This window comes from Actinomadura sp. NAK00032, assembly GCF_013364275.1.
Lineage (GTDB): Bacteria > Actinomycetota > Actinomycetes > Streptosporangiales > Streptosporangiaceae > Spirillospora.
The window spans coordinates 8646983-8669740 of the sequence record NZ_CP054932.1 but is presented as its reverse complement, the minus strand read 5'-3'; the positions used below and the strand labels follow the sequence as shown (position 1 = coordinate 8669740).

Genomic DNA, 22758 nt, shown 5'->3' with positions numbered 1-22758 from the left:
ATGGGTCTAGAGGAGAAACTCCCGAGCGGGTTCCTGCTGACGACGGTCGAGCAGGTCGCGGGATGGGCGCGCAAGAGCTCGGTGTGGCCGGCGACGTTCGGCCTCGCGTGCTGCGCGATCGAGATGATGGCCACCGGCGACCCCCGGCACGACTTCTCCCGGTGGGGGATGGAGCGTGCCTCGGCGACGCCGCGGCAGGCCGACCTGATGATCGTCGCGGGCCGGGTGAGCCAGAAGATGGCCCCGGTGCTGCGGCAGATCTACGACCAGATGACCGAGCCGAAGTGGGTCATCGCGATGGGCGTGTGCGCCTCGTCCGGCGGCATGTTCAACAACTACGCGATCGTGCAGGGCGTGGACCACATCGTCCCGGTCGACATCTACCTGCCGGGCTGCCCGCCGAGGCCGGAGATGCTGCTGGACGCGATCCTGAAGCTGCACGACAAGATCCAGAACACCAAGCTCGGGCCGCAGCGGCAGAAGCAGATCGCCGAGCTGGAAGAGGCGAAGCGCCGCCAGCTTCCGCTCCTTGGTCAGGGGGCCTAGATGAGTTCTGAGCACCCCGAGCAGAAGGCGGAGCAGGCCGCCGACCAGCTTCCCGCGCAGACCGAGGAGGAGCGCCGGGAGCAGCCGATCGCCCGCAAGGGCATGTTCGGCGCGAAGACCACCGGCGACACCTCCGGCTACGGCGGGCTGGTCGTCCGGCAGAGCCCGAAGGTGTCGGCGCCGCGCCCCTACGGCGGGCCCGGCGGCGCGGCCGAGCGCGGCGAGTTCGACGACATCGCCGACGAACTGGAACGCGCCTACCCGGACTTCGGGGACGCGATCGAGCGGGTCGTCGTGCACCGCGGCGAGCTGACCTTCCACGTCAAGCGCGAGCACCTGCGCACGGTCGCCACGACCATGCGGGACGAGCCGTCGCTGCGCTTCGAGCTGTGCTCGGGCGTGTCCGGCGTGCACTACCCGAAGGACGAGGGCGCCGAGCTGCACGCGGTCGTGCACCTGCTGTCGATCACGCACAACCGGCGGGTCCGGCTGGAGGCGAGCTGCCCCGACGCCGACCCGCACATCCCCTCGCTCGTCCCGGTCTACCCGACGAGCGACTGGCACGAGCGCGAGACCTACGACTTCTTCGGGATCGTCTTCGACGGCCATCCGGCGCTGACGCGCATCGAGATGCCCGACGACTGGGTGGGGCACCCGCAGCGCAAGGACTACCCCCTGGGCGGCATCCCCGTCGAGTACCGAGGAGCGGAGATCCCGCCGCCGGACGAAAGGCGGTCGTACACATGAGTTCGACGAAGTACACCGAGTACGACGCCTACGCCGCCGCCGAGGAGGCGGCCGAGGGCAAGGTCTTCGACGCCAACGGGGCGGACTGGGACAAGGTCGTGTCCGCCGCGCAGGAGTCGGGCGACGAGCGGCTCGTCATCAACATGGGGCCGCAGCACCCGTCCACGCACGGCGTGCTCCGCCTGATCCTCACGCTCGACGGTGAGACGGTGAACGAGGCCCGGGTGGGCATCGGGTACCTGCACACCGGCATCGAGAAGAACATGGAGTTCCGCACCTGGACGCAGGGCACCACGTTCTGCACCCGGATGGACTACCTCGCCCCGCTGTTCAACGAGGCGGCGTACTGCCTGAGCGTGGAGCGGCTGCTCGGCATCGAGGACAAGATCCCGGAGCGGGCCCAGATCATCCGCGTGATGATGATGGAGCTGAACCGGATCTCCTCGCACCTGGTCGCGATCGCCACGTTCGGGCTGGAACTCGGCGCGACGACCGTCATGCTGAACGGGTTCATCGAGCGCGAGTACACCCTCGACCTGTTCGAGGAGATCACCGGCCTGCGGATGAACCACGCCTACGTCCGCCCCGGCGGCGTCGCGCAGGACCTCCCGAGCGGCGCCACCAGCAAGATCCGCGACTACCTGGACCGGATGCCGAAGCGGATCCAGGCGCTGCGCAAGCTGATGGACGACAACCCGGTCTTCAAGGCCCGCACGCAGAACATCGCGTACCTGGACCTGACCGGCTGCATGGCGCTCGGCATCACCGGCCCCGTGCTGCGCGCCGCCGGCCTGCCGTGGGACCTGCGCAAGTCGCAGCCCTACTGCGGCTACGAGACCTACGACTTCGACGTCCCGACGCAGGACACCTGCGACGTGTACGGCCGCTACCTCGTCCGGATGGACGAGATGGAGCAGTCGCTGCGGATCGTCGAGCAGTGCCTGGAGCGGCTGCAGTCGGTCAAGGGCCCGGTCATGATCGAGGACAAGAAGATCGGCTGGCCCGCGCAGCTGGCGATCGGCGCCGACGGCATGGGCAACTCGCCCCGGCACATCGCGCACATCATGGGCACCTCGATGGAGGCGCTGATCCACCACTTCAAGCTGGTCACCGAGGGCTTCCGGGTCCCGGCGGGCCAGGCGTACGCGCCGATCGAGTCGCCGCGCGGCGAACTCGGCGCGCACGTGGTCAGCGACGGCGGCACCCGCCCGTACCGGGTCCACTTCCGCGAGCCGTCCTTCGTCAACCTGCAGGCCACTCCGGCGATGAGCGAGGGCGGCATGGTCGCCGACATCATCGCGGCCGTGGCCAGCATCGACCCGGTCATGGGGGGAGTGGACCGATGACGTACGAACCCGAGGTGCGCGAGCGGCTGGAGCGGGACGCCAAGGAGATCATCGGCCGGTACCCGCGGCCCCGGTCGGCACTGCTGCCGATGCTGCACCTGGTGCAGTCGGTCGACGGCCACGTCACCCAGCACGGCGTGGAGTTCTGCGCCGAGATGCTCGGCATCACGCCCGCGCAGGTGATGGGCGTCGTCACGTTCTACACGCAGTACAAGCGGGAGCCGGTCGGCGACTACCACGTCGGCGTCTGCACCAACACGCTGTGCGCGATCATGGGCGGCGACCAGATCTGGGACGAGCTGAGCGAGCACACCGGCGTCGGCCACGACGAGGCCACCCCGGACGGCAAGATCAGCCTGGAGCGGGTCGAGTGCAACGCGGCCTGCGACTTCGCCCCGGTGGTGATGGTCAACTGGGAGTTCTTCGACAACATGACTCCCGCGAAGGCCAAGCAGCTCGTGGACGACCTGCGGCTCGGTAAGGAAGTGCTTCCTTCACGCGGGCCGAACCGCCTCGCCACCTGGCGGGAGGCGTCCCGGGTGCTCGCCGGGTTCCCCGACGGCCTCGCCGGCGAGGGCGTCTCGGCCGGGCCGGAGTCACTGGTCGGCCTGAAGCTCGCGCACGAGCGCGGGTGGGCGGCGCCGTCCACCGACGCCGATCGCGAGCGGCCGGACGAGCCGGTCAAGCCCGAGCAGATCGCCGAGCCGCCGCACGAGCCCGGCAAGCCGGTTCCGGGCGAGGCCAAGCCCGGCAGCCAGGAGGGACGGAACAAGTGACCACGCTGACCCCCGTCCTCACGAAGAACTGGGACCGCGCCGACTCCTTCACCCGGGCGGGCTACGAGCGCGACGGCGGCTACGGCGCGCTGCGCAAGGCGCTGCGGATGGAGCCGGACGAGATCGTCCAGGCGGTCAAGGACTCCGGCCTGCGCGGCCGCGGCGGCGCAGGGTTCCCCACCGGGATGAAGTGGGGCTTCCTGCCGCCCTCCAGCCCGAACCCGCGCTACCTCGTCGTCAACGCCGACGAGTCCGAGCCGGGCACGTGCAAGGACATCCCGCTGATGATGGCGAACCCGCACGTCCTCGTCGAGGGCGTCATCATCAGCGCGTACGCGATCAAGTCGAGCCACGCGTTCATCTACGTGCGCGGCGAGGTCCTGCACGTCATCCGCCGCCTCCAGCAGGCGGTGGCGGAGGCGTACGAGGCCGGCTACATCGGCAAGGACATCCTCGGGTCCGGCTACGACCTCGAGGTGGTCGTGCACACCGGCGCCGGCGCCTACATCTGCGGCGAGGAGACGGCGCTGCTGGACTCCCTCGAGGGGTTCCGCGGCCAGCCCAGGCTGAAGCCTCCCTTCCCGGCGGTCGCGGGCCTGTACGGCGGCCCGACTGTCATCAACAACGTCGAGTCGATCTCCTCGGTTCCCGCGATCGTCGAGAACGGGCCGGAATGGTTCGCCTCGATGGGCACCGAGAAGTCGCAGGGCTTCGGGATCTTCTCGCTGTCCGGGCACGTCACGCGGCCCGGCCAGTACGAGGCGCCGCTCGGCATCACGCTGCGGGAGCTGCTCGAGATGTCGGGCGGCATCCGGGAGGGCCACCGGCTGAAGTTCTGGACGCCCGGCGGGTCGTCCACCCCGATCTTCACCGAGGAGCACCTGGACGTGCCGCTGGACTTCGAGTCCGTCGGCGCCGCCGGGTCCATGCTCGGCACCCGGGCGCTGCAGATCTTCGACGAGACGACCTGCGTCGTCCGGGCGGTGCTGCGCTGGTCGGAGTTCTACGCGCACGAATCGTGCGGCAAGTGCACGCCGTGCCGCGAGGGCACCTACTGGTACAAGCTCATGCTCAAGCGGCTGGAGGCGGGCGACGGCACCGAGGAGGACCTGGAGACCCTGCTGGACATCTCCGACAACATCCTCGGCCGCGCGTTCTGCGCCCTCGGCGACGGCGCGACCAGCCCGGTCGTGTCGTCGATCAAGCTGTTCCGGGACGAGTACCTCCAGCACTTCGAGCAGGGCGGCTGCCCGTTCGACCCGGCCAAGTCCACCCTCTGGGGAGGTGCCAAGTGACCGTCACCGACGACAAGTCGGCGGTGGAGAAGCCCGTGGAGATGGTCTCCTGCACCATCGACGGCTTCGAGATCGAGGTGCCCAAGGGCACGCTGATCATCCGGGCCGCCGAGCTGCTCGGCATCCAGATCCCCCGGTTCTGCGAGCACCCGCTGCTCGACCCGATCGGGGCGTGCCGGCAGTGCCTGGTGGAGATCCCGGACGCCGGCAACGGCCGCGGGATGCCGAAGCCGCAGGCGTCCTGCACCACCGCGGTGATGCCGGGCATGGTCGTCAAGACCCAGCTCACCTCGCCGGTGGCCGACAAGGCCCAGCACGGCATCATGGAGTTCCTGCTCATCAACCACCCGCTGGACTGCCCGGTCTGCGACAAGGGCGGCGAGTGCCCGCTGCAGAACCAGGCGATGTCGAACGGGCGCGGTGAGACCCGGTTCCAGGAGACCAAGCGCACCTGGCCGAAGCCGATCCCGCTGTCCAGCCAGGTGCTGCTGGACCGCGAGCGGTGCATCCAGTGCACCCGCTGCACGCGGTTCTCCGAGCAGATCGCCGGCGACCCGTTCATCGACCTGTTCGAGCGGGGCGCCAAGGAGCGGGTCGCGGTCGCCGACGACCGGCCGTTCCACTCCTACTTCTCCGGCAACACCGTGCAGATCTGCCCGGTGGGAGCGCTCACCGGCACCGCGTACCGGTTCCGGTCCCGGCCGTTCGACCTCGTGTCGCAGCCGAGCGTCTGCGAGCACTGCGCGTCCGGCTGCGGGCTGCGCACCGACCACCGGCGCGGGAAGGTCACCCGCCGGCTGGCCGGCGACGAGCCGCAGGTCAACGAGGAGTGGAACTGCGACAAGGGCCGCTGGGCGTTCACCTACGCCGGGCAGCCCGACCGGCTCACCACGCCGCTCGTCCGGAACGAGGACGGGGAGCTGGAGCCGGCGTCCTGGCCGGAGGCGCTGACGATCGCGGCGCGCGGCCTCGCGGCGGCGCGCGGCTCGGCGGGCGTGCTGGCCGGCGGCCGCGTCACCCTTGAGGACGCCTACGCCTACGCCAAGTTCGCCCGGGTCGCGCTCGGCACCAACGACGTCGACTTCCGGGCCCGGCCGCTGTCGGACGAGGAGTCGCGGTTCCTCGCCGCGTCGGTCGCGGGACGCTCCATCGAGGTGTCCTACGCCGACCTGGAGAAGGCGCCCGCGGTCCTGCTCGCCGGCTTCGAGCCGGAGGAGGAGTCGCCGATCGTCTTCCTGCGGCTCCGCAAGGCGTACCGCAAGAGCGGCCTGAAGGTGTACGCCGCCGCCCCGTTCGCGACCCGCGGGCTGGGCAAGGTCGGCGGGATGCTGCTGCCGACGGCGCCCGGCGCGGAGGCCGAGACGCTCGGCTCCCTCATCGGGGACGACGCCCGCTCCGACGTCCGGACGCTGCTGGAGACGCCGGGCGCGGTGATCCTGGTCGGCGAGCGGCTCGCCGCCAGCCCGGGGGCGCTGACCTCGGCGGTCCGGGTGGCGCAGGTGACCGGCGCGAAGCTCGCGTGGGTGCCGCGCCGGGCCGGGGAGCGCGGCGCGGTGGAGGCCGGGGCGCTGCCCGGGCTGCTGCCGATCGGCCGCCCCGTCGCCGACCCGGCCGCGCGGGCCGAGGTCGCCCGCACCTGGGGCGTCGCGGAACTGCCCGCGGGCCCGGGCGAGGACACCGCCGGCATCATCGCGGCGGCCGCGCAGGGCCGCCGGGGCGCGCTGCTCGTCGGCGGCGTCGACCCCTACGACCTGCCCGACCCGGACGCGATGCTCCGGGCGCTCGACGCGACCCCGTTCGTGGTGAGCCTGGAGCAGCGGCCGAGCGCGGTCACCGACCGCGCCGACGTGGTGCTGCCGGTCGCGGCCGTCGCGGAGAAGTCCGGGACGTTCGTCGACTGGGAGGGCCGCGGCCGCCCGTTCGACATCGTGCTGAAGCAGGCCGGGCGGATGTCCGACCTGCGGGTGCTGGACGCGCTCGCCGACGAGATGGACGTCCACCTCGGCCTGCCCGGCCCGGACGCGGCGCGCCGCGAGCTGACCGGGCTCGGCGCGTACCGCGGTGAGCGTCCGGAGGCGCCGAACGTGGCGCAGGAACTGCCGCCGCACCCCGAGCAGGGCGAGGCGCTGCTCGCGACGTGGCGGCTGCTGCTGGACCGGGGCCGCCTCCAGGACGGGGAGCCGTTCCTCGCGGGCACCGCCAAGGCGGCCGTCGCCCGGCTGTCGCCCGCGACCGCCGCCGAGATCGGCGCGACGGACGCGGTGACGGTCTCGGCGGCGCGCGGCGAGGTGACGCTGCCGCTGGAGATCACCCCGGATCTGCCCGACCGGGTGGTGTGGCTGCCGACGAACTCGGCCGGCTGCGCCCTCTACCGGGATCTGGGCGCCGCCGCGGGCGGCGTCGTCAAGATCGCGAGCGGGGTGCTCACGGGCACCGCGCGCAACGTGGGAGGTGGCGAATGAGCCCGCTCGCCGCGGCGCCGGAAGCCGAGCCGCCGCTGCAGGACTTCGGGCACGACCCGTGGTGGCTGATCGGCGGCAAGGTCCTGGTCATCTTCGCGTTCCTCGTGGTGACCGTGCTGCTGACGATGTGGATCGAGCGGCGCGTCATCGGCCGGATGCAGCTGCGCGTCGGCCCGAACCGCGCCGGGCCCTTCGGCCTGCTGCAGGGCCTCGCCGACGGCGTCAAGCTGGCGCTGAAGGAGGACATCGTCCCCCGCCAGGTGGACAAGGTCGTGTTCATCCTGGCGCCGGTGATGGCCGCGGTGCCGGCGTTCATCTCGTTCATCATCATCCCGTTCGGGCCGACGGTGTCGGTCTTCGGGCACCAGACGGCGCTGCAGGGCACCGACCTCCCGGTCGCGGTCCTGCTGGTCCTCGCGATGTCGTCGATGGGGATCTACGGCGTGGTGCTGGCCGGCTGGTCGTCGATGTCGCCGTACTCGCTGCTCGGCGGGCTGCGCTCGTCCGCGCAGATGATCTCCTACGAGATCGCGATGGGGCTGTCGTTCGTCGCGGTGTTCATGTTCGCCGGGTCGATGTCCACCTCGGAGATCGTCGGGGCGCAGCAGGACAAGTGGTTCGTGCTGCTGCTGGCGCCGTCCTTCATCATCTACGTGATCACGATGATGGGCGAGTCGAACCGCATCCCGTTCGACCTCCCCGAGGGCGAGGGCGAGATCGTCGGCGGCTTCCACACCGAGTACTCGTCGCTGAAGTTCGCGATGTTCTTCCTCGCGGAGTACATCAACCTCACGACGCTGTCGGCGCTCGCCACCACGATGTTCCTCGGCGGCTGGCGCGCCCCCGCCCCGATCTCCACGGTGTGGGCCGGGGCCAACTCCGGCTGGTGGCCGGTGCTGTGGTTCCTGATCAAGATCTTCCTGTTCATCTTCTTCTTCATCTGGCTGCGCGGCACGCTGCCGCGGGTCCGCTACGACCAGCTGATGAAGCTCGGCTGGAAGGTGCTGATCCCCGTCTCGCTCGGCTGGATCCTGCTGGTCGCCGCGATCCGCGCCTTCAAGAACGAGGGCTACGACATGCAGCAGATCGCGATCGGCACCGCGGTGGCCGCCGCGGTCGTGCTGGTCGCGACGGTGGTCTGGGAGATGGTCCGCGGCGGCGACGACGGCAAGGAGATCGTCCCCGGCGCGGCGGAGGGGCCGCGCCCCGATCCGGCCGCGGGCGGGTTCCCGGTGCCGCCGCTGGACGCGCCCCACTACCACGGCCGCGTCCGCGAGCCGGCCCGGCCCGCCACGATCGAAACCCCTCCTGAGGAGGTCACCAGTGGGACTCACTGATTTCCTGAACCCGGTCAAGGGGTTCGGGGTCTCGTTCCACCAGATGTTCATGAAGAGCGAGACCGTTCAGTACCCCGAGGTGAAGAAGCCGACCGCGCCGCGCTTCCACGGGCGGCACCAGCTGAACCGGTGGCCGGACGGGCTGGAGAAGTGCATCGGCTGCGAGCTGTGCGCGTGGGCCTGCCCGGCGGACGCCATCTTCGTCGAGGGCGCCGACAACAGCGAGGACGAGCGGTACTCGCCCGGTGAGCGGTACGGCCGCACGTACCAGATCAACTACCTGCGCTGCATCCTCTGCGGGCTGTGCATCGAGGCGTGCCCCACCCGGGCGCTCACGATGACCAACGAGTACGAGCTCGCCGACGACAGCCGGGAGAGCCTGATCTACACCAAGGACATGCTGCTCGCGCCGCTGCGCGAGGGCATGGAGACGCCGCCGCACGCCATGCGGCTCGGCGACACCGAGGAGGACTACTACCGCCTCGGCCTCCAGTCCGACGAGTCGCCGGCCGGGCCGGCCGAGGGCGGTGAGGGCAAATGAGCACCGCGTCCGTCCTCGCCGCCGAGGTCGCCGACAAGCAGTCCGGTGAGCCGTTCTTCTTCTGGCTGCTGGCGGTCGTGTCGGTGCTCGGCGCGCTCGGCATGATCTTCGTGCGGAAGGCGGTGCACTCGGCGCTGCTGCTGGCGACCGTGATGCTCGGCCTCGCCGCGCTGTACGCGATCCAGAACGCGCCGTTCCTGGCCTTCGTCCAGGTGATCGTCTACACCGGCGCGGTGCTGATGCTGTTCCTGTTCGTGATGATGGTCGTCGGGGTGACCTCCACCGATTCGCTGGTGGAGACGATCCGGGGCCAGCGCTTCTGGGGCGTGATCGCCGCGATCGGGTTCATCGCCCTGCTGGGCACGGGCCTCGGCAACGCGGCGCTCGGCGACTCGGCGGGCCTGAACCAGGCCAACGCCGAGGGCAACGTGGTCGGGCTGGCCCGGCTGCTGTTCTCCAAGTACGTGTTCGCGTTCGAGGCGACCAGCGCCCTGCTGATCACCGCGGCGCTCGGCGCGATGGTGCTGGCGCACCGGGAGCGCACCGAGCCGAAGGCGACGCAGAAGGACCTGTCCAAGGGCCGCTTCCTCAGCGGCGACCACCCGGGCCCGCTGCCGGGCCCCGGCACCTACGCCCGGCACAACGCCGTCGACATGCCGGCGCTGCTGCCGGACGGGACGCCGTCGGAGCTGTCGGTCAACCCGGTCATCGCGGCCCGCACCGACACCGCCGAGCGGCACGCCGACCTGTACGGCGGCACCGAGGAGGAGGCGATGGAGCGGGACGTGGCCGCGGTCCAGGCGGTCACCGACGAGGCCGCCGAGGCCGACGCCGAGGAGCGCTCCGTCAAGTCGGGGACGCCGGCCGCGGGCGGCGGCGCGAGTGAAGGCGAGGCTGGTCAATGAGTCCGGGGCACTACCTGGCTCTCTCGGCGATCCTGTTCACCATCGGAGCGTTCGGCGTCCTCGTGCGGCGCAACGCGATCGTGGTGTTCATGTGCATCGAGCTCATGCTGAACGCGACGAACCTGGCGTTCGTCTCGTTCTCCCGCATGCACGGCAACCTCGACGGCCAGATCATCGCGTTCTTCGTGATGGTGGTGGCCGCCGCGGAGGTCGTGGTGGGCCTGGCGATCATCATGACCATCTTCCGGACCCGCAGGTCCTCGTCGGTCGACGACGCGAACCTGCTGAAGTACTGAGAGGTCGGGGATGAAAGCGGAAGGCATCCAGGCCGCGTCCTGGCTTCTCATCGCGCTCCCGCTCGCGGGCGCCGCGATCCTCCTGCTCGGGGGGAGGCGCACCGACAAGTGGGGCCACCTGCTCGGCACCACCATGTCGGTGGCGTCGTTCGCGGTGGGCGTCGCGATGTTCGCCCAGATGCTCGGGTACGACGCCGAGGAGCGGCGCCGCACCCTGCACCTGTGGGACTTCATCGACGTGGGCTCGTTCAAGGTCGGCATGGACCTGCTGGTGGACCCGCTGTCCATCAGCTTCGTGCTGCTGATCACCGGGGTGGGCTCGCTCATCCACATCTACTCCATCGGCTACATGGCCGAGGACCCCCAGCGCCGCAAGTTCTTCGCGTACCTGAACCTGTTCGTGGCGGCGATGCTGCTGCTGGTGCTGGGCAGCAACTACCTGGTCATGTTCCTCGGCTGGGAGGGCGTGAGTCTCGCGTCCTACCTGCTGATCGGGTTCTGGCAGCACAAGCCGACCGCGGCGACCGCGGCGAAGAAGGCGTTCGTCGTCAACCGCGTCGGCGACATGGGGCTGATCATCGCGATCGCGCTGCTGTTCGCGACGTTCGGCACCATCGACTACGGGCCGATCCTCGGCCTCGGCCCCGAGCACGCGGGCCTTGCGACCCAGCTGAGCTCCGGCACCGCCACCGCGATCGGGCTGCTCCTGCTGCTCGGCGCGTGCGGCAAGTCGGCGCAGCTGCCGCTGCAGTCCTGGCTGCTGGACGCCATGGAGGGCCCGACCCCGGTGTCGGCGCTCATCCACGCCGCCACGATGGTGACGGCGGGCGTCTACCTGATCGTCCGGTCCGGGCCGATCTTCGAGATGTCGGAGACCGCGCAGCTCGTCGTGACGATCGTCGGCGCGGCCACGCTGCTGGCCGGTGCGATCATCGGTTGCGCGAAGGACGACATCAAGAAGGCCCTCGCCGGGTCGACGATGTCGCAGATCGGCTACATGACGCTGGCCGCCGGGCTCGGCAAGGCCGGGTACGTCTTCGCCATCGCGCACCTCATCGCGCACGGCTTCTTCAAGGCGGGCCTGTTCCTCGGCGCCGGCTCGGTCATGCACGGCATGAAGGACGACGTGAACATGCGCCACTACGGCGCGCTGCGCGGGGTGATGGTCTTCACCTACGCGACGTTCGGGCTCGGGTACCTCGCCATCATCGGGTTCCCCGGCCTGTCCGGCTACTTCACCAAGGACGCCATCATCGAGACGGCGTTCGACAAGGGCGGCACGACCGGGGCGATCCTCGGCACCTGCGCGGTGGTCGGCGCGGCCATCACGGCCTACTACATGTCGCGCGTGATGTTCATGACGTTCTTCGGTGAGAAGCGCTGGGAGGACGACGTCCACCCGCACGAGTCGCCGAAGGTCATGACGATCCCGCTGATGCTGCTCGCGGTCGGCTCCGTCGCCGCCGGCGGGCTGCTGATCCTCGGCGGGTTCGCCGGCTTCCTGGAGCCGGTCGTCGGGGCGCCCGAGCACGAGCACGAGTTCAACCCCGTCACCGGGCCCGGTATCGCCACCCTGGTGCTGATGGTCATCGGCGCGGTGATCGCGTGGCGGCAGTACGGCGCCCGCAAGGTGCCGCGCGAGGCGCCCAAGGGCTCGTTCGTCACCGTCGCGGCCCGCAAGGACCTCTACGGCGACGCGATCAACGAGTCGCTGCTCATGCGTCCCGGCCAGTGGCTGACCCGCCTCGCGGTCTGGTTCGACGGGCGCGGCGTCGACGGCCTCGTCAACGGCACGGCCGCCGGGGTCGGCGGCAGTTCGGGCCGGCTCCGCCGCGTCCAGACCGGCTTCGCCCGTTCCTACGCTCTCTCGATGCTGGGCGGTGCGGCCCTCGTGGTCGCGGCGCTCCTGGTGGTGAACGTTTCATGAGCGACTTTCCCTGGCTGAGCGTCCTCATCGGACTGCCACTGGTGGGCGCGCTGCTGCTCATCGCCATTCCGCGCCAGCGGGAGACGCTGGTCAAGCAGTTCGCGCTCGGCGTCTCCCTGCTCGTCGCGGTGCTCACCGGCGTCATGGCGGCGGGCTTCGACGCGGGCGGGGCGCGCTTCCAGTTCGACGAGAAGTACTGGTGGATCAAGGAGTTCGGGGTCCACTGGGCGCTCGGGGTCGACGGCGTCGCGCTGACGCTGATCCTGCTGTCGGTCATCCTCGTCCCGCTGGTCATGCTGGCCTCCTGGAACGAGGCGGACCGCTCCGGCGGCACCGACGTGCCGGCGAAGCGGTCGGTGAAGACCTACTTCGCGCTGCTGCTGTCGCTGGAAGCGGCCATGATCGGCGTCTTCGCGGCGACCGACGTGTTCCTCTTCTACGTCTTCTTCGAGGCGATGCTGATCCCGGTGTACTTCATCATCGGGTCCTACGGCGGCGCGCAGCGGTCCTACGCCGCGGTGAAGTTCCTGCTGTACTCGCTGTTCGGCGGGCTGCTGATGCTCGTCGCGGTCATCTGGCTGTACCCGCTGTCGGCCAAGTCCGTCGCGGACGGCGGCCTCGGCCACGGCACGTTCATGTTCGACGAGCTGTCGAAGATGAACATCGACCCGACCACGGCGAAGTGGCTGTTCCTCGGCTTCTTCGTCGCGTTCGCGATCAAGGCGCCGATGGTGCCGGTGCACACCTGGCTGCCGGACGCGGCGCAGCAGTCCCCGGCCGGGGCGCTGGTGCTGATCGTCGGCGTGCTGGACAAGGTCGGCACCTACGGGATGCTCCGGTTCTGCCTGGAGCTGTTCCCCGGCGCGGCCAAGTGGGCGACGCCGGTCGTGCTCGCGTTCGCGGTCGTCAGCATCATCTACGGCGCGGTCCTCGCGATCGGGCAGGTCGACATGAAGCGGCTGATCGCCTACACGTCGATCTCCCACTTCGGGTTCATCGTGCTCGGCATCTTCGCGATGACGTCGCAGGCCCAGTCCGGCGCGGCGCTGTACATGGTGAACCACGGGTTCTCCACCGGCGCGCTGTTCCTGATCGTCGGGTTCCTGATCGTGCGGCGGAAGTCGGCGCGGATCTCCGACTTCGGCGGGGTGCAGAAGGTCGCCCCGGTGCTCGCCGGGACGTTCCTGATCGCCGGCCTGTCCGGGCTGTCGCTGCCGGGCCTGTCGCCGTTCGTGTCGGAGTTCCTGGTCGTGGTCGGCACGTTCAGCCGCTACGAGTGGGCCGCCGTCGCCTCCATCATCGCCATCGTGCTCGCCGCGATCTACATCCTCTGGATGTACCAGCGGACCATGGGCGGCCGGCCGGTGCCCGCGGTGGAGGGCATGAAGGACCTGTCCGCCCGGGAGAAGTGGGTCATCGGCCCGATCATCGCGATCATCGTGGCGATGGGCTTCTTCCCGCAGCCGGTGCTGCACGTGATCAACCCGTCGGTGGACCACACGCTGGCCAGGGTCGACCAGCACGACCCGGCGCCGGACGTCACCGGTAACGTCGCCGAGAACGGAGCCCGTCCATGAGCACCTCCAGCCAGGTGAGCGCGGTCCTCGCGCAAGGGGGTGACATCCCCGCGCCGCACATCGAGTACGGGCAGATCGGCCCGCTGCTGCTGATCCTCGGCGCCGCCGTCGTGGGCGTGCTCGTCGAGGCGTTCGTCGGCCGCAACGCGCGCTACTACGCGCAGGTGCCGCTCGCGTTCCTCGGCCTCGCGGGCGGCTTCGGCTGGACGGTCGCGCTCGCGTGGCGCGACAACCCGCACCACGTCGCGGCCGAGGGCGCGCTCGGCGTGGACGGGCCGACGCTGTTCATCCAGGGCACCATCCTGCTGCTGGCCCTGGTCAGCCTGCTGCTGATCGCCGAGCGCGGCGGCCACGCGACCGGCGGGCACTTCGCCGCGCAGGCGTCCGCGCTGCCCGGCACCGAGGCCGAGCAGCGGACCGCCGAGGCGGGGGTCACCCAGACCGAGGTGTACCCGCTGATGATGTTCGCCGTCGCGGGCATGGTCATGTTCCCGGCGGCGAACGACCTGCTCACGATGTTCGTGGCGCTGGAGGTCATGTCGCTGCCGCTGTACCTGCTGTGCGGGCTCGCCCGCCGGCGGCGCCTCCTCTCCCAGGAGGCGGCGGTCAAGTACTTCCTGCTCGGCGCGTTCTCGTCGGCGTTCTTCCTGTACGGCGCGGCGCTGCTGTACGGGTACGCCGGGTCGGTGCGGCTGGCGGACATCTCCGCCGAGATCGGCAAGGACGCCGGCAACGAGACCCTGCTGCTCGCGGGCGTCGCGCTGCTGTCGGTCGGGCTGCTGTTCAAGCTCGGCGGCGTCCCCTTCCACATGTGGAAGCCGGACGTCTACCAGGGCGCCCCCACCCCGATCACGGCGCTGATGGCGTCCGGGACGGTCGTCGCCGCGTTCGGCGGGATCCTGCGGGTCTACTACGTGGCGTTCGAGACGCTGCGCTGGGACTGGCGGCCCGTCATGTGGGGTGTGGCGATTCTCACGATGGTCGCCGGGTCGATCATCGCGATCACGCAGACCGACATCAAGCGGATGCTGGCCTACTCGTCCATCGCGCACGCGGGCTTCCTGCTCATGGGCGTGATCGCCAGCTCCCCGCACGGCCTGTCGAGCAGCCTGTTCTACCTGCTCGCCTACGGCTTCACCTCGGTCGGCGCGTTCGCCGTCGTCACGATGGTGCGGGACGCGGGCGGCGAGGCCGGGCACCTGTCCCGGTGGGCCGGGCTCGGCAAGCGCTCCCCGGTGGTCGCGGGCGCGTTCGCCTTCTTCCTGCTGGCGTTCGCGGGCATCCCGCTCACCAGCGGGTTCACCGGGAAGTTCGCGGTGTTCAAGGCCGCCGTCGAGGAGGGCGCGACGCCGCTGGTCATCGTCGCGGTCGTCTCGTCCGCGGTCGCCGCGTTCTTCTACGTGCGGGTGATCGTGGTGATGTTCTTCAGCGAGCCGGACGCCGAGGGCCCGGTCGTGGTGGCCGGGCCGGCGACCGCGGTAGCGGTGGCGCTCGGTGTGACGGCTACTGTGGTACTCGGCGTGATCCCGCAGCCGGTCCTGGACCTCGCGGGTCAGGCCACGACCCACATGTTCGTCCGTTAGGGAGTCTGGGTGAGCAACCCATCCGCGGAGAAGTCCGGCGGGCCGGCCGTCAAGGGGACCGGCCCGTTCGGGCTTCCCATCGACGCCGCGCTCGCGTCCGACGCCAAGGCGCGTTTGACCGACGTCGAGGCCCTGCTGCTCGACTGCGTGCGCGGTGAGGACCCGCTGCTCACCGAGGCTTCCGAGCACCTCGTCGAGGCGGGCGGCAAGCGGTTCCGGCCCATGCTGGTACTGCTCGCCTCCCACTTCGGCGACCCCGCCGCGGCCGGCGTGGTGCCGGCCGCCGTCGTCGTCGAGCTGACCCATCTCGGCACGCTCTACCACGACGACGTGATGGACGAGGCGACCGTCCGCCGCGGCCAGCAGTCCGCCAACTCCCGGTGGACGAACACCGTCGCGATCCTCACCGGCGACTACCTGTTCGCCCGCGCGTCCGACCTGCTCGCCGACCTCGGCCCCGAGGCGGTCCGGATCCAGGCCCGCGCGTTCGCGCGGCTCGTCCGCGGCCAGATCCAGGAGACCGTCGGCCCCGGCGAGGACGCCGACCCCCTCAAGCACTACCTCCAGGTCGTCGCCGACAAGACCGCGTCGCTCATCGCCGTCTCCGGCCAGTTCGGCGCGCTGCTGTCGGGCGCCCCCGCGCACGTCGTCGACACGGTCACCTCCGCGTGCGAGAAGATCGGCATCGCGTTCCAGCTGTCCGACGACATCCTCGACATCGACTCCGAGACCGAGGAGTCGGGCAAGACCCCCGGCACCGACCTGCGCGAGGGCATCCGCACGCTGCCGGTGCACCACGTGCTCGCCGGCATCGGCTCCGGCCCGGACGACGCCCGGCTCCGCGAGCTGCTCGTCCAGGACCTCACCGACGACGCGCTGCACGCCGAGGCCCTCACCCTCCTGCGCGCCCACCCCGCGATGGCCCGCGCCCGCGCCGACCTGCGCCGGTGGGCCGAGGACGCGCGCACCGAACTCCTCACCCTCCCGGACGTCCCGGCCCGCGAGGCGTTCACCAACCTCTGCGACTACGTCGTCTCCCGCACCGGCTGAGCCTCCCGCACCGGGCGGGCGCGAACCTCGCCGTCCCGGCGATGCCCGAGCGTCATCGCGGCGGCCAGGGCGAGTACGGCCAGCGCACCGCCCAGCCACATGACGCCTTCCGCTCCGGCGGCGTCGGTGACGCGTCCGCCGGTCAGCGCTCCCAGCGAGATCGCGATGTTGAACGTGGCGACGAACAGCGCCGACACGGGCTCGGGTGCGTCGGGCGCCGCTCGCAGCAGCCAGTTCTGCAGGGTGACCGATACGCCGCCGTAGGCGATGCCCCACAGGATCAGCAGCACCACTGCCGGGAGCGGGTTCCGACCTGCGATGGGGATCAGCAGGGCGGCCGGTGCGAGCAGCGCGGCGAGCGCGATGAGGGTGCGGCGCGGGTCGCGCGCCGATGCCGACCCTGCGGCGAAGTTCCCGACGACGCCCGCGACGCCGTAGCCGAGCAGGAGTGTGCTGATCAGGTCGGCGTCCACGCCGGACACCCCCTCCAGGACGGGACGCACGTAGGTGTACGCCGCGAAGTGCCCGGTGACGAGCAGCATCGTGACCAGCAGCCCGGCCCGCGCGGCGGGCACGCGCAGCAGCCCCGGCAGCCGCCGCAGGCCCGCCGGGCCGGTGCCGGGCAGCGGCGGCAGCAGCACGGCCAGCGCGGCGCAGGCGGCGGCCGCGCACACCCCGGCCGCGGCGAACGCGGCCCGCCAGCCGGCCAGGTCGCCGAGCAGCGTGCCGGCGGGGACGCCCACCACCGACGCCACCGCGATCCCGCCGAAGATGACCGAGGTGGCGGTGCCGGCGGAGCGCGCCGGAACCAGCCGGACCGCCAGCCCGCCGGCGATCGCCCACACCCCGCCGATCGCCATGCCGACCAGCACCCGCGCGACCAGCAGCACCCCCAGATTCGGTGCGGCGGCCGAGGCCAGGTCGGCGGCGGCCAGCAGGCCCGCCAGCACGGCCAGCACCGTCCGCCGGTCGAACCGGGCGGTGGCGGCGGGGAGCACGAGCGCCGAGAGCGCGGCCACGAGGCCGGGCACGGTCATCGCCAGCCCGGCGGCGCCCGCGGACACCCCGAGGTCGGGGCCGATCGAGGTGAGCAGCCCGACCGGCAGCATCTCGCTGGTGACGACCAGGAACGTCGTCGCGGCGACCGCGAGGACCGCGGGCCGGCCGCGCCGGGGTGCGGACAGGGGGGAGAGGGGAGCGTGCGTCATGCCCACGACCCTGCTGCGCCGGCGCGCCGGGAACAACGGCGAAGATCGCATCCTTGTATGAGCGAGACTGATCGATCGCCGACCGGAGGAGCGCGGTGCCCGAGATCGAGGCCCGGGAGGTGGAGTGCTTCCTCGTCCTCAGCGAGGAGCTGCACTTCGGCCGGACCGCGGAACGCCTCTACCTGTCCCAGAGCCGCGTCAGCCAGCTGCTGCGCGCGCTGGAGCAGCGGGTCGGGGCCCGGCTCGTGGAACGCACCAGCCGCCGGGTGCGGCTGACCCCGCTCGGCGCGACCCTGCGGGACGAGCTGGAGCCCGCGTACGCGGCCGTCCTCTCCGCCGTCGACCGGGCCAGGGCCGCCGCGCGCGGTGTCGGCGGCGTGCTGCGGGTCGGGTTCCTCGGCGCGCTGGACGAGGAGCTGATGGGCTTCGTCGCCGCGTTCGAGCGCGACCATCCCGGCTCGGAGGTGCACACCGTCGAGGTGCCGCTCGCGGACCCGTTCGGCGCCGTCCGGGACGGGGACCTCGACGCCGCGATCGTGCTGGCGCCGGTGCGGGAGCGCGACCTCGCCACCGGCCCGGTCTTCAACGAGGCGCCGCTGAGCCTCGCCGTCCCCGCCGGCCATCCGCTCGCGGGGCGCCCGTCCGTCGACGCCGAGCAGCTCGCCGGGCACGCGCTGATCAGGGTCGCCGGGCCGGCGCCGCGCTACTGGCGGGAGGCGCAGTCGCCGGGGGCGACGCCCGGCGGCCGGCTGATCCCGTCCGGCCCGGCCGTCAGCACGATCCAGGAGGCGCTCGCGCTGGTCGCCGTGGGGCGCGGGGCGATGCTGCTGTGCGTCCCGACCGCGCGCGGCCAGGCGCGCGGCGACATCGCCTTCGTCCCGGTCACGGGGCTGCCCCGCTCGGCGCTCACGCTCGTCTGGCGGCCGGAGCGCACCACCGCGACCCTGCGCGCCTTCGCCGCCGCCCTCGGCGGCGGGCCCGGGACGGCAAGGGCCGGCGAGCGCGGGTTCCCGCTGCTCGCCGGCCCTGGGCGCGGCTAGACGTTCTGCGGCTCGGGCTCCTCGGTGACCCCGCGGGCCTTCATCGCGTGCAGGACGAGGTCGATGAGGACCTCCTTGCACGAGTCGATGCTGCGCGCGTCGCAGAGCATGACGGGGACCTTGGGGCCCAGGTTCAGGGCCATCTGGATCTCCGCCAGGTCGTAGCGCTGCGCGCCCTCGAAGCAGTTGACGGCGACGATGAACGGCGTGCCGCGCCGCTCGAAGTAGTCGACCGACGGGAAGCAGTCGGACAGCCGGCGGGTGTCGGCGAGGACGACGGCGCCGAGCGCGCCGATGACGACCTCGTCCCACATGAACCAGAAGCGCTCCTGGCCGGGCGTGCCGAACAGGTAGAGGACGTACTCGTTGCGCATCGTGATGCGGCCGAAGTCCATCGCGACCGTGGTGGTGTTCTTGCGCTCCACCCCGGACACGTCGTCCACGCCGATGCCCTGGTCGGTCAGGAGTTCCTCGGTGCGCAGCGGCTGCGTCTCGGAGACCGTGCCTACCATGGTGGTCTTGCCGACGCCGAAACCGCCCGCGATCACGATCTTGACCGCGGTGGGGAGCCGGCGGGCGCGCATCCCCCTAGAGGGCCCGGAGACCATCGATCACCGCCTTGTAGAGCCTGATGTCGTGCATGTCCGCCTCCGGTTCGGGTTCCTGCATGGAGACGAACCCCTTGTCGAGGAGGTCGCCGAGCATCACCCGCACCGTCGCGACGGGCAGGTTGAGATGGCCGGTGAGTTCGGCGACGGAGATGACGTTCTGGCAGAGCCGCAGGATCGCGAGATGCTCCGGGCCGAGCCCGATCGCGGTGTCCGGCTCGGGACCGGAGGCGACCACCAGCGTGATGAGGTCGAACTTGCCGCGGGTCGGCTCGATGCGGCCGCTCGTCATCACGTACGGGCGGACCATCGGGCCGGCGTGCTCGTCGAGCCAGCGCTCCGCGTCCGTCTCCGGGTGACGCGCCGGTTCCTCCGACCAGAACTCGGGGGAGGGGTCCTCGGGCGGCATCATGTCGGGCGGCCCTCCGCGGCGCTCTCGGCACGCGACGGCGAGGTCAGGTGGTGGCCCATGCTCGTGACGAGCATCGCCATCTCGTAGGCGATGAGGCCGACGTCGGCGTCCTCGTCGGCCAGCACCGCGAGGCAGGCGCCCTTGCCCGCCACCGTCACCAGCATGAACTGGGTCTGCATCTCGATGATCGTCTGCCGGACCGGGCCGCCGCCGAACCGGGTCCCGGCGCCCTTGGCCAGGCTCTGGATGCCGGCGGCCACGGCGGCCAGGTGCTCGCCGTCGTCCTGGCTCATGCCCTCCGACGAGGCCATCAGCAGGCCGTCCGCGGACAGGACGACCGCGTTGTGGGCATGCGGCACGCGGTGGACCAGATCGTCCAGCAGCCAGCCCAGATCGGACGGCGAACCTGCCTTCTGCTTCACTGCTCGTCCTCGCCTTCCACTGCTTCGTTGCCGCGGGTTTCGACCGCCGTCCTCGCAAGGCGGGTGCCGCGCTGGTAGGAACCCATGATTCGCTGGATCTCCTCGGGGGAGCGGCCGGGGACGTCCGGCTCGTCCGGCTCCTGCGCGACGACCGGCTCGTCGGTGCGCAGCGGCGCCGCGAGGTTCGCCTGCGGGACCCGGACGGGCAGGCCGGACGGGGTGGTGCTCTCGGTCACGGGGGGCTGGTCCTCCGGGGGGCTCGTCGCGGAATCCCCGCCGCCCGCCGCCGCGGGGCCGCCGGGCGGTGCGGGTTCGCCCGGGGAGCGCGTTGGGGCGGGTGCACCGGCGGGAGCGGTCTGCGGGCCGGTGGCCTGGGGCCCGGTCGCCGTGGTGACGGTCTGCGGGCCGGTGGTGCGCGGTTCGGCGGCCTGCGGGCCGGTGACGTTCGGGTCGCCGCCTTGCGGGCCGGTGGTTTGCGGGCCGGTGGTTTGCGGGCCGGTGGCTTGGGGGCCCGTGGTGCGCGGGTCGCCCTGCGGGGCGGACGCGTCGTCCGGCTCACTGGCGGGCGGGGGCACGGCCACCAGGGCGGGCGGTGATCCGGCCGGCTGCCTGGTGAGCGTCACCACGGACCCCTGCCCGGCCTGCTCGGAGGCCCCGGCCGGGACCGCGGCCGGCTGCCGGACGGCCAGCCCGTTCTCGGTGGTGGCGGCGGGCGCCTTCGCGGTGCCCGCCTCGACGACCAGGTCCTGCGGGATGACGACGACGGCCGTGGTGCCGCCGTAGGCGGAGCGCTTCAGCGAGACGCGCACGCCGTAGCGCTCGGCGAGCTTGGCGACCACGAACAGGCCGAGCTGGACGGAGCTGCGCAGGTTGAACTCGGGCGGGTCGACGATCCGCTCGTTGATCTCGGCGAGCTTGTCCTCGGTCATGCCGAGCCCGCGGTCCTCGATGTCGATGGCGAAGCCGTTGGCGACGAGGTGGCCGCCGACGTGCACGGCGGTGTCGGGCGGCGAGAACGACACGGCGTTCTCGATCAGCTCGGCCAGCAGGTGGGTGACGTCGCCGACGGCGCGTCCGGCCAGCTCGACCGGGCCGAACGGCAGCACGGTGACGCGGGTGTAGTCCTCGACCTCGCCGACGGCGGCGCGGATGACGTCCACCATCGGGACCGGCTGCCGCCAGCCGCGGGCCGGGATCGACCCCGACAGCACGATGAGGTTCTCGGCGTTGCGCCGCATGCGGGTGGCGAGGTGGTCGAGGCGGAACAGCTCTTCCAGGTCCTTGGGGTCGATGTCGCGCTTGCGCTCCATCGTGTCGAGCATGCTCAGCTGCCGGTGCACCAGCGCCTGCGTGCGGCGCGCCAGGCTCAGCAGGACGTCGCGGATGCCGCGGCGCAGCTCGGCCTGCTCGACGGCGGTGCGGATCGCGGTCTCCTGGACGGCGTTGAACGCGCGGCCCACCTGCCCGATCTCGTCGCCGCCGAACTGCAGCGGCGGCGCCTCGACGGCGACGTCCACCTTCTCGCCGTGCCCGAGGCGTTCGACGACGCTCGGCAGCCGCTGCTCGGCCAGCTCCCACGCCGCGCCGCGCAGCCGCTCCAGCTGCCGCACCAGCGCGCGTGCGGTGGTGATGGACACGACGATGGACGCGATGACCGCGAGCAGCCCCAGACCACCGGCGAGGGCCAACCGGGTGATCACACCGGCCGCCACGGGAGTGGAGCGGTCGACGAGGCGGGCGCCCGCGTCCTGGACGGTGTCGCGCATCTCGGCGAGCGCCGGCGTGGTGGTGCTCTCCCATTCCGCCGCGGTGACCGCCGGAATCCTGGCGGCGCGGCCGGCGCGCGGCGCCGTCAACCGGTTCTCGACGGCCTCCAGCTGCCGGAGCCTGGCGCTGGAGGTGAAGCTGCGGTAGGCGTCCTCGTCCTCGTGCTCCAGCTGGGTGAGCGCCTTGGACAGGGCGTACCGGCGGATCCCGCTGATCTGGACGATCTGCGTCATCTCGTCCTGCTTGACGCGGCCGACCGCGAGCACGCCCGCGACCAGCGCGTCCTCCTGGGAGAGGAGCTCCCAGGAGCGGTTGAGCTCGATGAGGATGCCGGTGTTCTTGGCGATCCCCTTGTCGTCGAGCGTGCCCATCGCGTCGTACATCCGGAAGACGGAGTCGATCGTCGTCGTGTAGCCCTGCAGCGCCGTGGAGCGGGCGATGGTGCGCGCGTCGACCGTCTTGCGCTGCGCGTCGAGCTTGTGGAGCCGGTCCAGCATCTCGTCGACGCGCCGCTCCAGGTCGTCGTCCGCCGCCCGGCGGAGCGTCCCGCTTCGCGCGCCCTTCTCGAGCTCGGCCGCCGCCCTGTCGGTGCGGGTCCGCTGGGTCGTCAGCTCCTCGTGCCGCCGCTGGCTCGGGCTCGCGATCCACACCGCGGTGAGCCTGCGCTCCCGCTGCAGCTCGACGAGGAGGGGGTCGGAGGGGGTGGCGAGTTTGCTGTCGTAGGTGCTGACCCACAGCAGGTTCACGCCCTCGCGCAACGTCACCCACGCCGCGAAGGCCCACAGCGCGGTCAGCGACAGCAGCAGGGCCGCAATCTTGGTCCGCAGTCGGGAGTTGCGGAAGCGCATGATAATCGCCCTAACAATGTTTTAAGAATCAGCAACCGGCGCGGTTGATAAAAGGGGGCCGGCGG

General features: G+C 71.5%; 20 protein-coding genes. 15 read left to right on the top strand and 5 right to left on the bottom strand.

What is annotated here, in order from left to right; translation table 11 throughout:
* From HUT06_RS39865 to HUT06_RS39800, 14 genes are all read left to right on the top strand, one after another.
* A complete protein-coding gene (locus HUT06_RS39865; protein ID WP_089324571.1) occupies positions 1–546 on the top strand; it encodes an NADH-quinone oxidoreductase subunit B family protein in 546 nt (181 codons plus the stop codon).
* Positions 547–1293, top strand: a complete 747-nt coding sequence (locus HUT06_RS39860; RefSeq protein ID WP_176200430.1) for an NADH-quinone oxidoreductase subunit C — start codon at positions 547–549, stop codon at positions 1291–1293.
* Complete coding sequence (locus HUT06_RS39855; RefSeq protein WP_176200429.1) at positions 1290–2639, top strand: NADH-quinone oxidoreductase subunit D; 1350 nt, start codon at positions 1290–1292, stop codon at positions 2637–2639. The genes HUT06_RS39860 and HUT06_RS39855 overlap by 4 nt, the downstream gene beginning before the upstream one ends.
* Complete coding sequence (nuoE, locus tag HUT06_RS39850; RefSeq protein WP_176200428.1) at positions 2636–3415, top strand: NADH-quinone oxidoreductase subunit NuoE; 780 nt, start codon at positions 2636–2638, stop codon at positions 3413–3415. The genes HUT06_RS39855 and nuoE overlap by 4 nt, the downstream gene beginning before the upstream one ends.
* On the top strand, positions 3412–4710 hold the full coding sequence (nuoF, locus tag HUT06_RS39845; RefSeq protein ID WP_176200427.1) for an NADH-quinone oxidoreductase subunit NuoF: 1299 nt from the start codon (positions 3412–3414) through the stop codon (positions 4708–4710). The genes nuoE and nuoF overlap by 4 nt, the downstream gene beginning before the upstream one ends.
* Complete coding sequence (locus tag HUT06_RS39840; RefSeq protein ID WP_176200426.1) at positions 4707–7172, top strand: NADH-quinone oxidoreductase subunit G; 2466 nt, start codon at positions 4707–4709, stop codon at positions 7170–7172. Before nuoF ends, HUT06_RS39840 begins: the two co-directional genes overlap by 4 nt.
* The gene (gene nuoH, locus HUT06_RS39835) at positions 7169–8509 is read left to right on the top strand and encodes an NADH-quinone oxidoreductase subunit NuoH (RefSeq protein WP_176200425.1); all 1341 of its coding nucleotides are present in this window, start codon (positions 7169–7171) and stop codon (positions 8507–8509) included. Before HUT06_RS39840 ends, nuoH begins: the two co-directional genes overlap by 4 nt.
* Positions 8496–9050: an NADH-quinone oxidoreductase subunit NuoI gene (gene nuoI, locus HUT06_RS39830; RefSeq protein WP_176200424.1), complete on the top strand. Its 555-nt coding sequence runs from the start codon at positions 8496–8498 to the stop codon at positions 9048–9050. Before nuoH ends, nuoI begins: the two co-directional genes overlap by 14 nt.
* Positions 9047–9955 (top strand): NADH-quinone oxidoreductase subunit J, encoded by a 909-nt coding sequence (locus tag HUT06_RS39825; RefSeq protein WP_176200423.1) that lies wholly within the window; start codon positions 9047–9049, stop codon positions 9953–9955. The genes nuoI and HUT06_RS39825 overlap by 4 nt, the downstream gene beginning before the upstream one ends.
* A complete protein-coding gene (gene nuoK / locus HUT06_RS39820; RefSeq protein WP_176200422.1) occupies positions 9952–10251 on the top strand; it encodes an NADH-quinone oxidoreductase subunit NuoK in 300 nt (99 codons plus the stop codon). The genes HUT06_RS39825 and nuoK overlap by 4 nt, the downstream gene beginning before the upstream one ends.
* Positions 10252–10261: 10 nt before the next feature.
* The gene (nuoL, locus tag HUT06_RS39815; protein ID WP_176200421.1) at positions 10262–12178 is read left to right on the top strand and encodes an NADH-quinone oxidoreductase subunit L; all 1917 of its coding nucleotides are present in this window, start codon (positions 10262–10264) and stop codon (positions 12176–12178) included.
* Positions 12175–13755: an NADH-quinone oxidoreductase subunit M gene (locus HUT06_RS39810; protein ID WP_176200420.1), complete on the top strand. Its 1581-nt coding sequence runs from the start codon at positions 12175–12177 to the stop codon at positions 13753–13755. Before nuoL ends, HUT06_RS39810 begins: the two co-directional genes overlap by 4 nt.
* A complete protein-coding gene (gene nuoN, locus HUT06_RS39805; RefSeq protein ID WP_176200419.1) occupies positions 13752–15338 on the top strand; it encodes an NADH-quinone oxidoreductase subunit NuoN in 1587 nt (528 codons plus the stop codon). The genes HUT06_RS39810 and nuoN overlap by 4 nt, the downstream gene beginning before the upstream one ends.
* 78 nt (positions 15339–15416) lie before the next feature.
* A complete protein-coding gene (locus HUT06_RS39800; protein WP_254715842.1) occupies positions 15417–16388 on the top strand; it encodes a polyprenyl synthetase family protein in 972 nt (323 codons plus the stop codon).
* Here HUT06_RS39800 and HUT06_RS39795 read toward each other — a convergent pair.
* A complete protein-coding gene (locus HUT06_RS39795; RefSeq protein ID WP_176200417.1) occupies positions 16364–17596 on the bottom strand; it encodes an MFS transporter in 1233 nt (410 codons plus the stop codon). The two genes, HUT06_RS39800 and HUT06_RS39795, sit on opposite strands and share 25 nt — an antisense overlap.
* A gap of 95 nt (positions 17597–17691) precedes the next feature.
* Between HUT06_RS39795 and HUT06_RS39790 the strand changes: the two genes are divergently transcribed.
* Positions 17692–18636, top strand: coding sequence for a LysR family transcriptional regulator (locus tag HUT06_RS39790; RefSeq protein WP_176200416.1), 945 nt, complete (start codon positions 17692–17694; stop codon positions 18634–18636).
* Here the strand turns inward: HUT06_RS39790 and HUT06_RS39785 are convergent.
* From HUT06_RS39785 to HUT06_RS39770, 4 genes are read right to left on the bottom strand one after another with little or no spacing between them, the layout of a single operon-like run.
* Positions 18633–19244 carry an ATP/GTP-binding protein gene (locus HUT06_RS39785; protein ID WP_176200415.1) on the bottom strand — a complete coding sequence of 204 codons (612 nt, stop codon included), beginning with the start codon at positions 19242–19244 and terminating at the stop codon, positions 18633–18635. The two genes, HUT06_RS39790 and HUT06_RS39785, sit on opposite strands and share 4 nt — an antisense overlap.
* Positions 19225–19656: a DUF742 domain-containing protein gene (locus HUT06_RS39780; RefSeq protein ID WP_176200414.1), complete on the bottom strand. Its 432-nt coding sequence runs from the start codon at positions 19654–19656 to the stop codon at positions 19225–19227. The genes HUT06_RS39785 and HUT06_RS39780 overlap by 20 nt, the downstream gene beginning before the upstream one ends.
* Positions 19653–20078 (bottom strand): roadblock/LC7 domain-containing protein, encoded by a 426-nt coding sequence (locus HUT06_RS39775; RefSeq protein ID WP_176200413.1) that lies wholly within the window; start codon positions 20076–20078, stop codon positions 19653–19655. Before HUT06_RS39775 ends, HUT06_RS39780 begins: the two co-directional genes overlap by 4 nt.
* Positions 20075–22693 (bottom strand): nitrate- and nitrite sensing domain-containing protein, encoded by a 2619-nt coding sequence (locus HUT06_RS39770; RefSeq protein WP_217711633.1) that lies wholly within the window; start codon positions 22691–22693, stop codon positions 20075–20077. Before HUT06_RS39770 ends, HUT06_RS39775 begins: the two co-directional genes overlap by 4 nt.
* Positions 22694–22758: the final 65 nt, after the last annotated feature.

What these genes read in the sequence shown, in the direction of transcription:
- nuoK (WP_176200422.1), top strand. Translation starts at nt 9,952, where the DNA reads ATGAGTCCGGGGCACTACCTGGCTCTCTCGGCGATCCTGTTCACCATC.
- nuoE (WP_176200428.1), top strand. Translation starts at nt 2,636, where the DNA reads ATGACGTACGAACCCGAGGTGCGCGAGCGGCTGGAGCGGGACGCCAAG.
- HUT06_RS39780 (WP_176200414.1), bottom strand. Translation starts at nt 19,656, where the DNA reads ATGATGCCGCCCGAGGACCCCTCCCCCGAGTTCTGGTCGGAGGAACCG.
- nuoL (WP_176200421.1), top strand. Translation starts at nt 10,262, where the DNA reads ATGAAAGCGGAAGGCATCCAGGCCGCGTCCTGGCTTCTCATCGCGCTC.
- HUT06_RS39795 (WP_176200417.1), bottom strand. Translation starts at nt 17,596, where the DNA reads ATGACGCACGCTCCCCTCTCCCCCCTGTCCGCACCCCGGCGCGGCCGG.
- HUT06_RS39855 (WP_176200429.1), top strand. Translation starts at nt 1,290, where the DNA reads ATGAGTTCGACGAAGTACACCGAGTACGACGCCTACGCCGCCGCCGAG.
- HUT06_RS39825 (WP_176200423.1), top strand. Translation starts at nt 9,047, where the DNA reads ATGAGCACCGCGTCCGTCCTCGCCGCCGAGGTCGCCGACAAGCAGTCC.
- HUT06_RS39810 (WP_176200420.1), top strand. Translation starts at nt 12,175, where the DNA reads ATGAGCGACTTTCCCTGGCTGAGCGTCCTCATCGGACTGCCACTGGTG.
- HUT06_RS39860 (WP_176200430.1), top strand. Translation starts at nt 547, where the DNA reads ATGAGTTCTGAGCACCCCGAGCAGAAGGCGGAGCAGGCCGCCGACCAG.
- nuoN (WP_176200419.1), top strand. Translation starts at nt 13,752, where the DNA reads ATGAGCACCTCCAGCCAGGTGAGCGCGGTCCTCGCGCAAGGGGGTGAC.
- nuoH (WP_176200425.1), top strand. Translation starts at nt 7,169, where the DNA reads ATGAGCCCGCTCGCCGCGGCGCCGGAAGCCGAGCCGCCGCTGCAGGAC.
- HUT06_RS39865 (WP_089324571.1), top strand. Translation starts at nt 1, where the DNA reads ATGGGTCTAGAGGAGAAACTCCCGAGCGGGTTCCTGCTGACGACGGTC.
- HUT06_RS39770 (WP_217711633.1), bottom strand. Translation starts at nt 22,693, where the DNA reads ATGCGCTTCCGCAACTCCCGACTGCGGACCAAGATTGCGGCCCTGCTG.
- HUT06_RS39785 (WP_176200415.1), bottom strand. Translation starts at nt 19,244, where the DNA reads ATGGTCTCCGGGCCCTCTAGGGGGATGCGCGCCCGCCGGCTCCCCACC.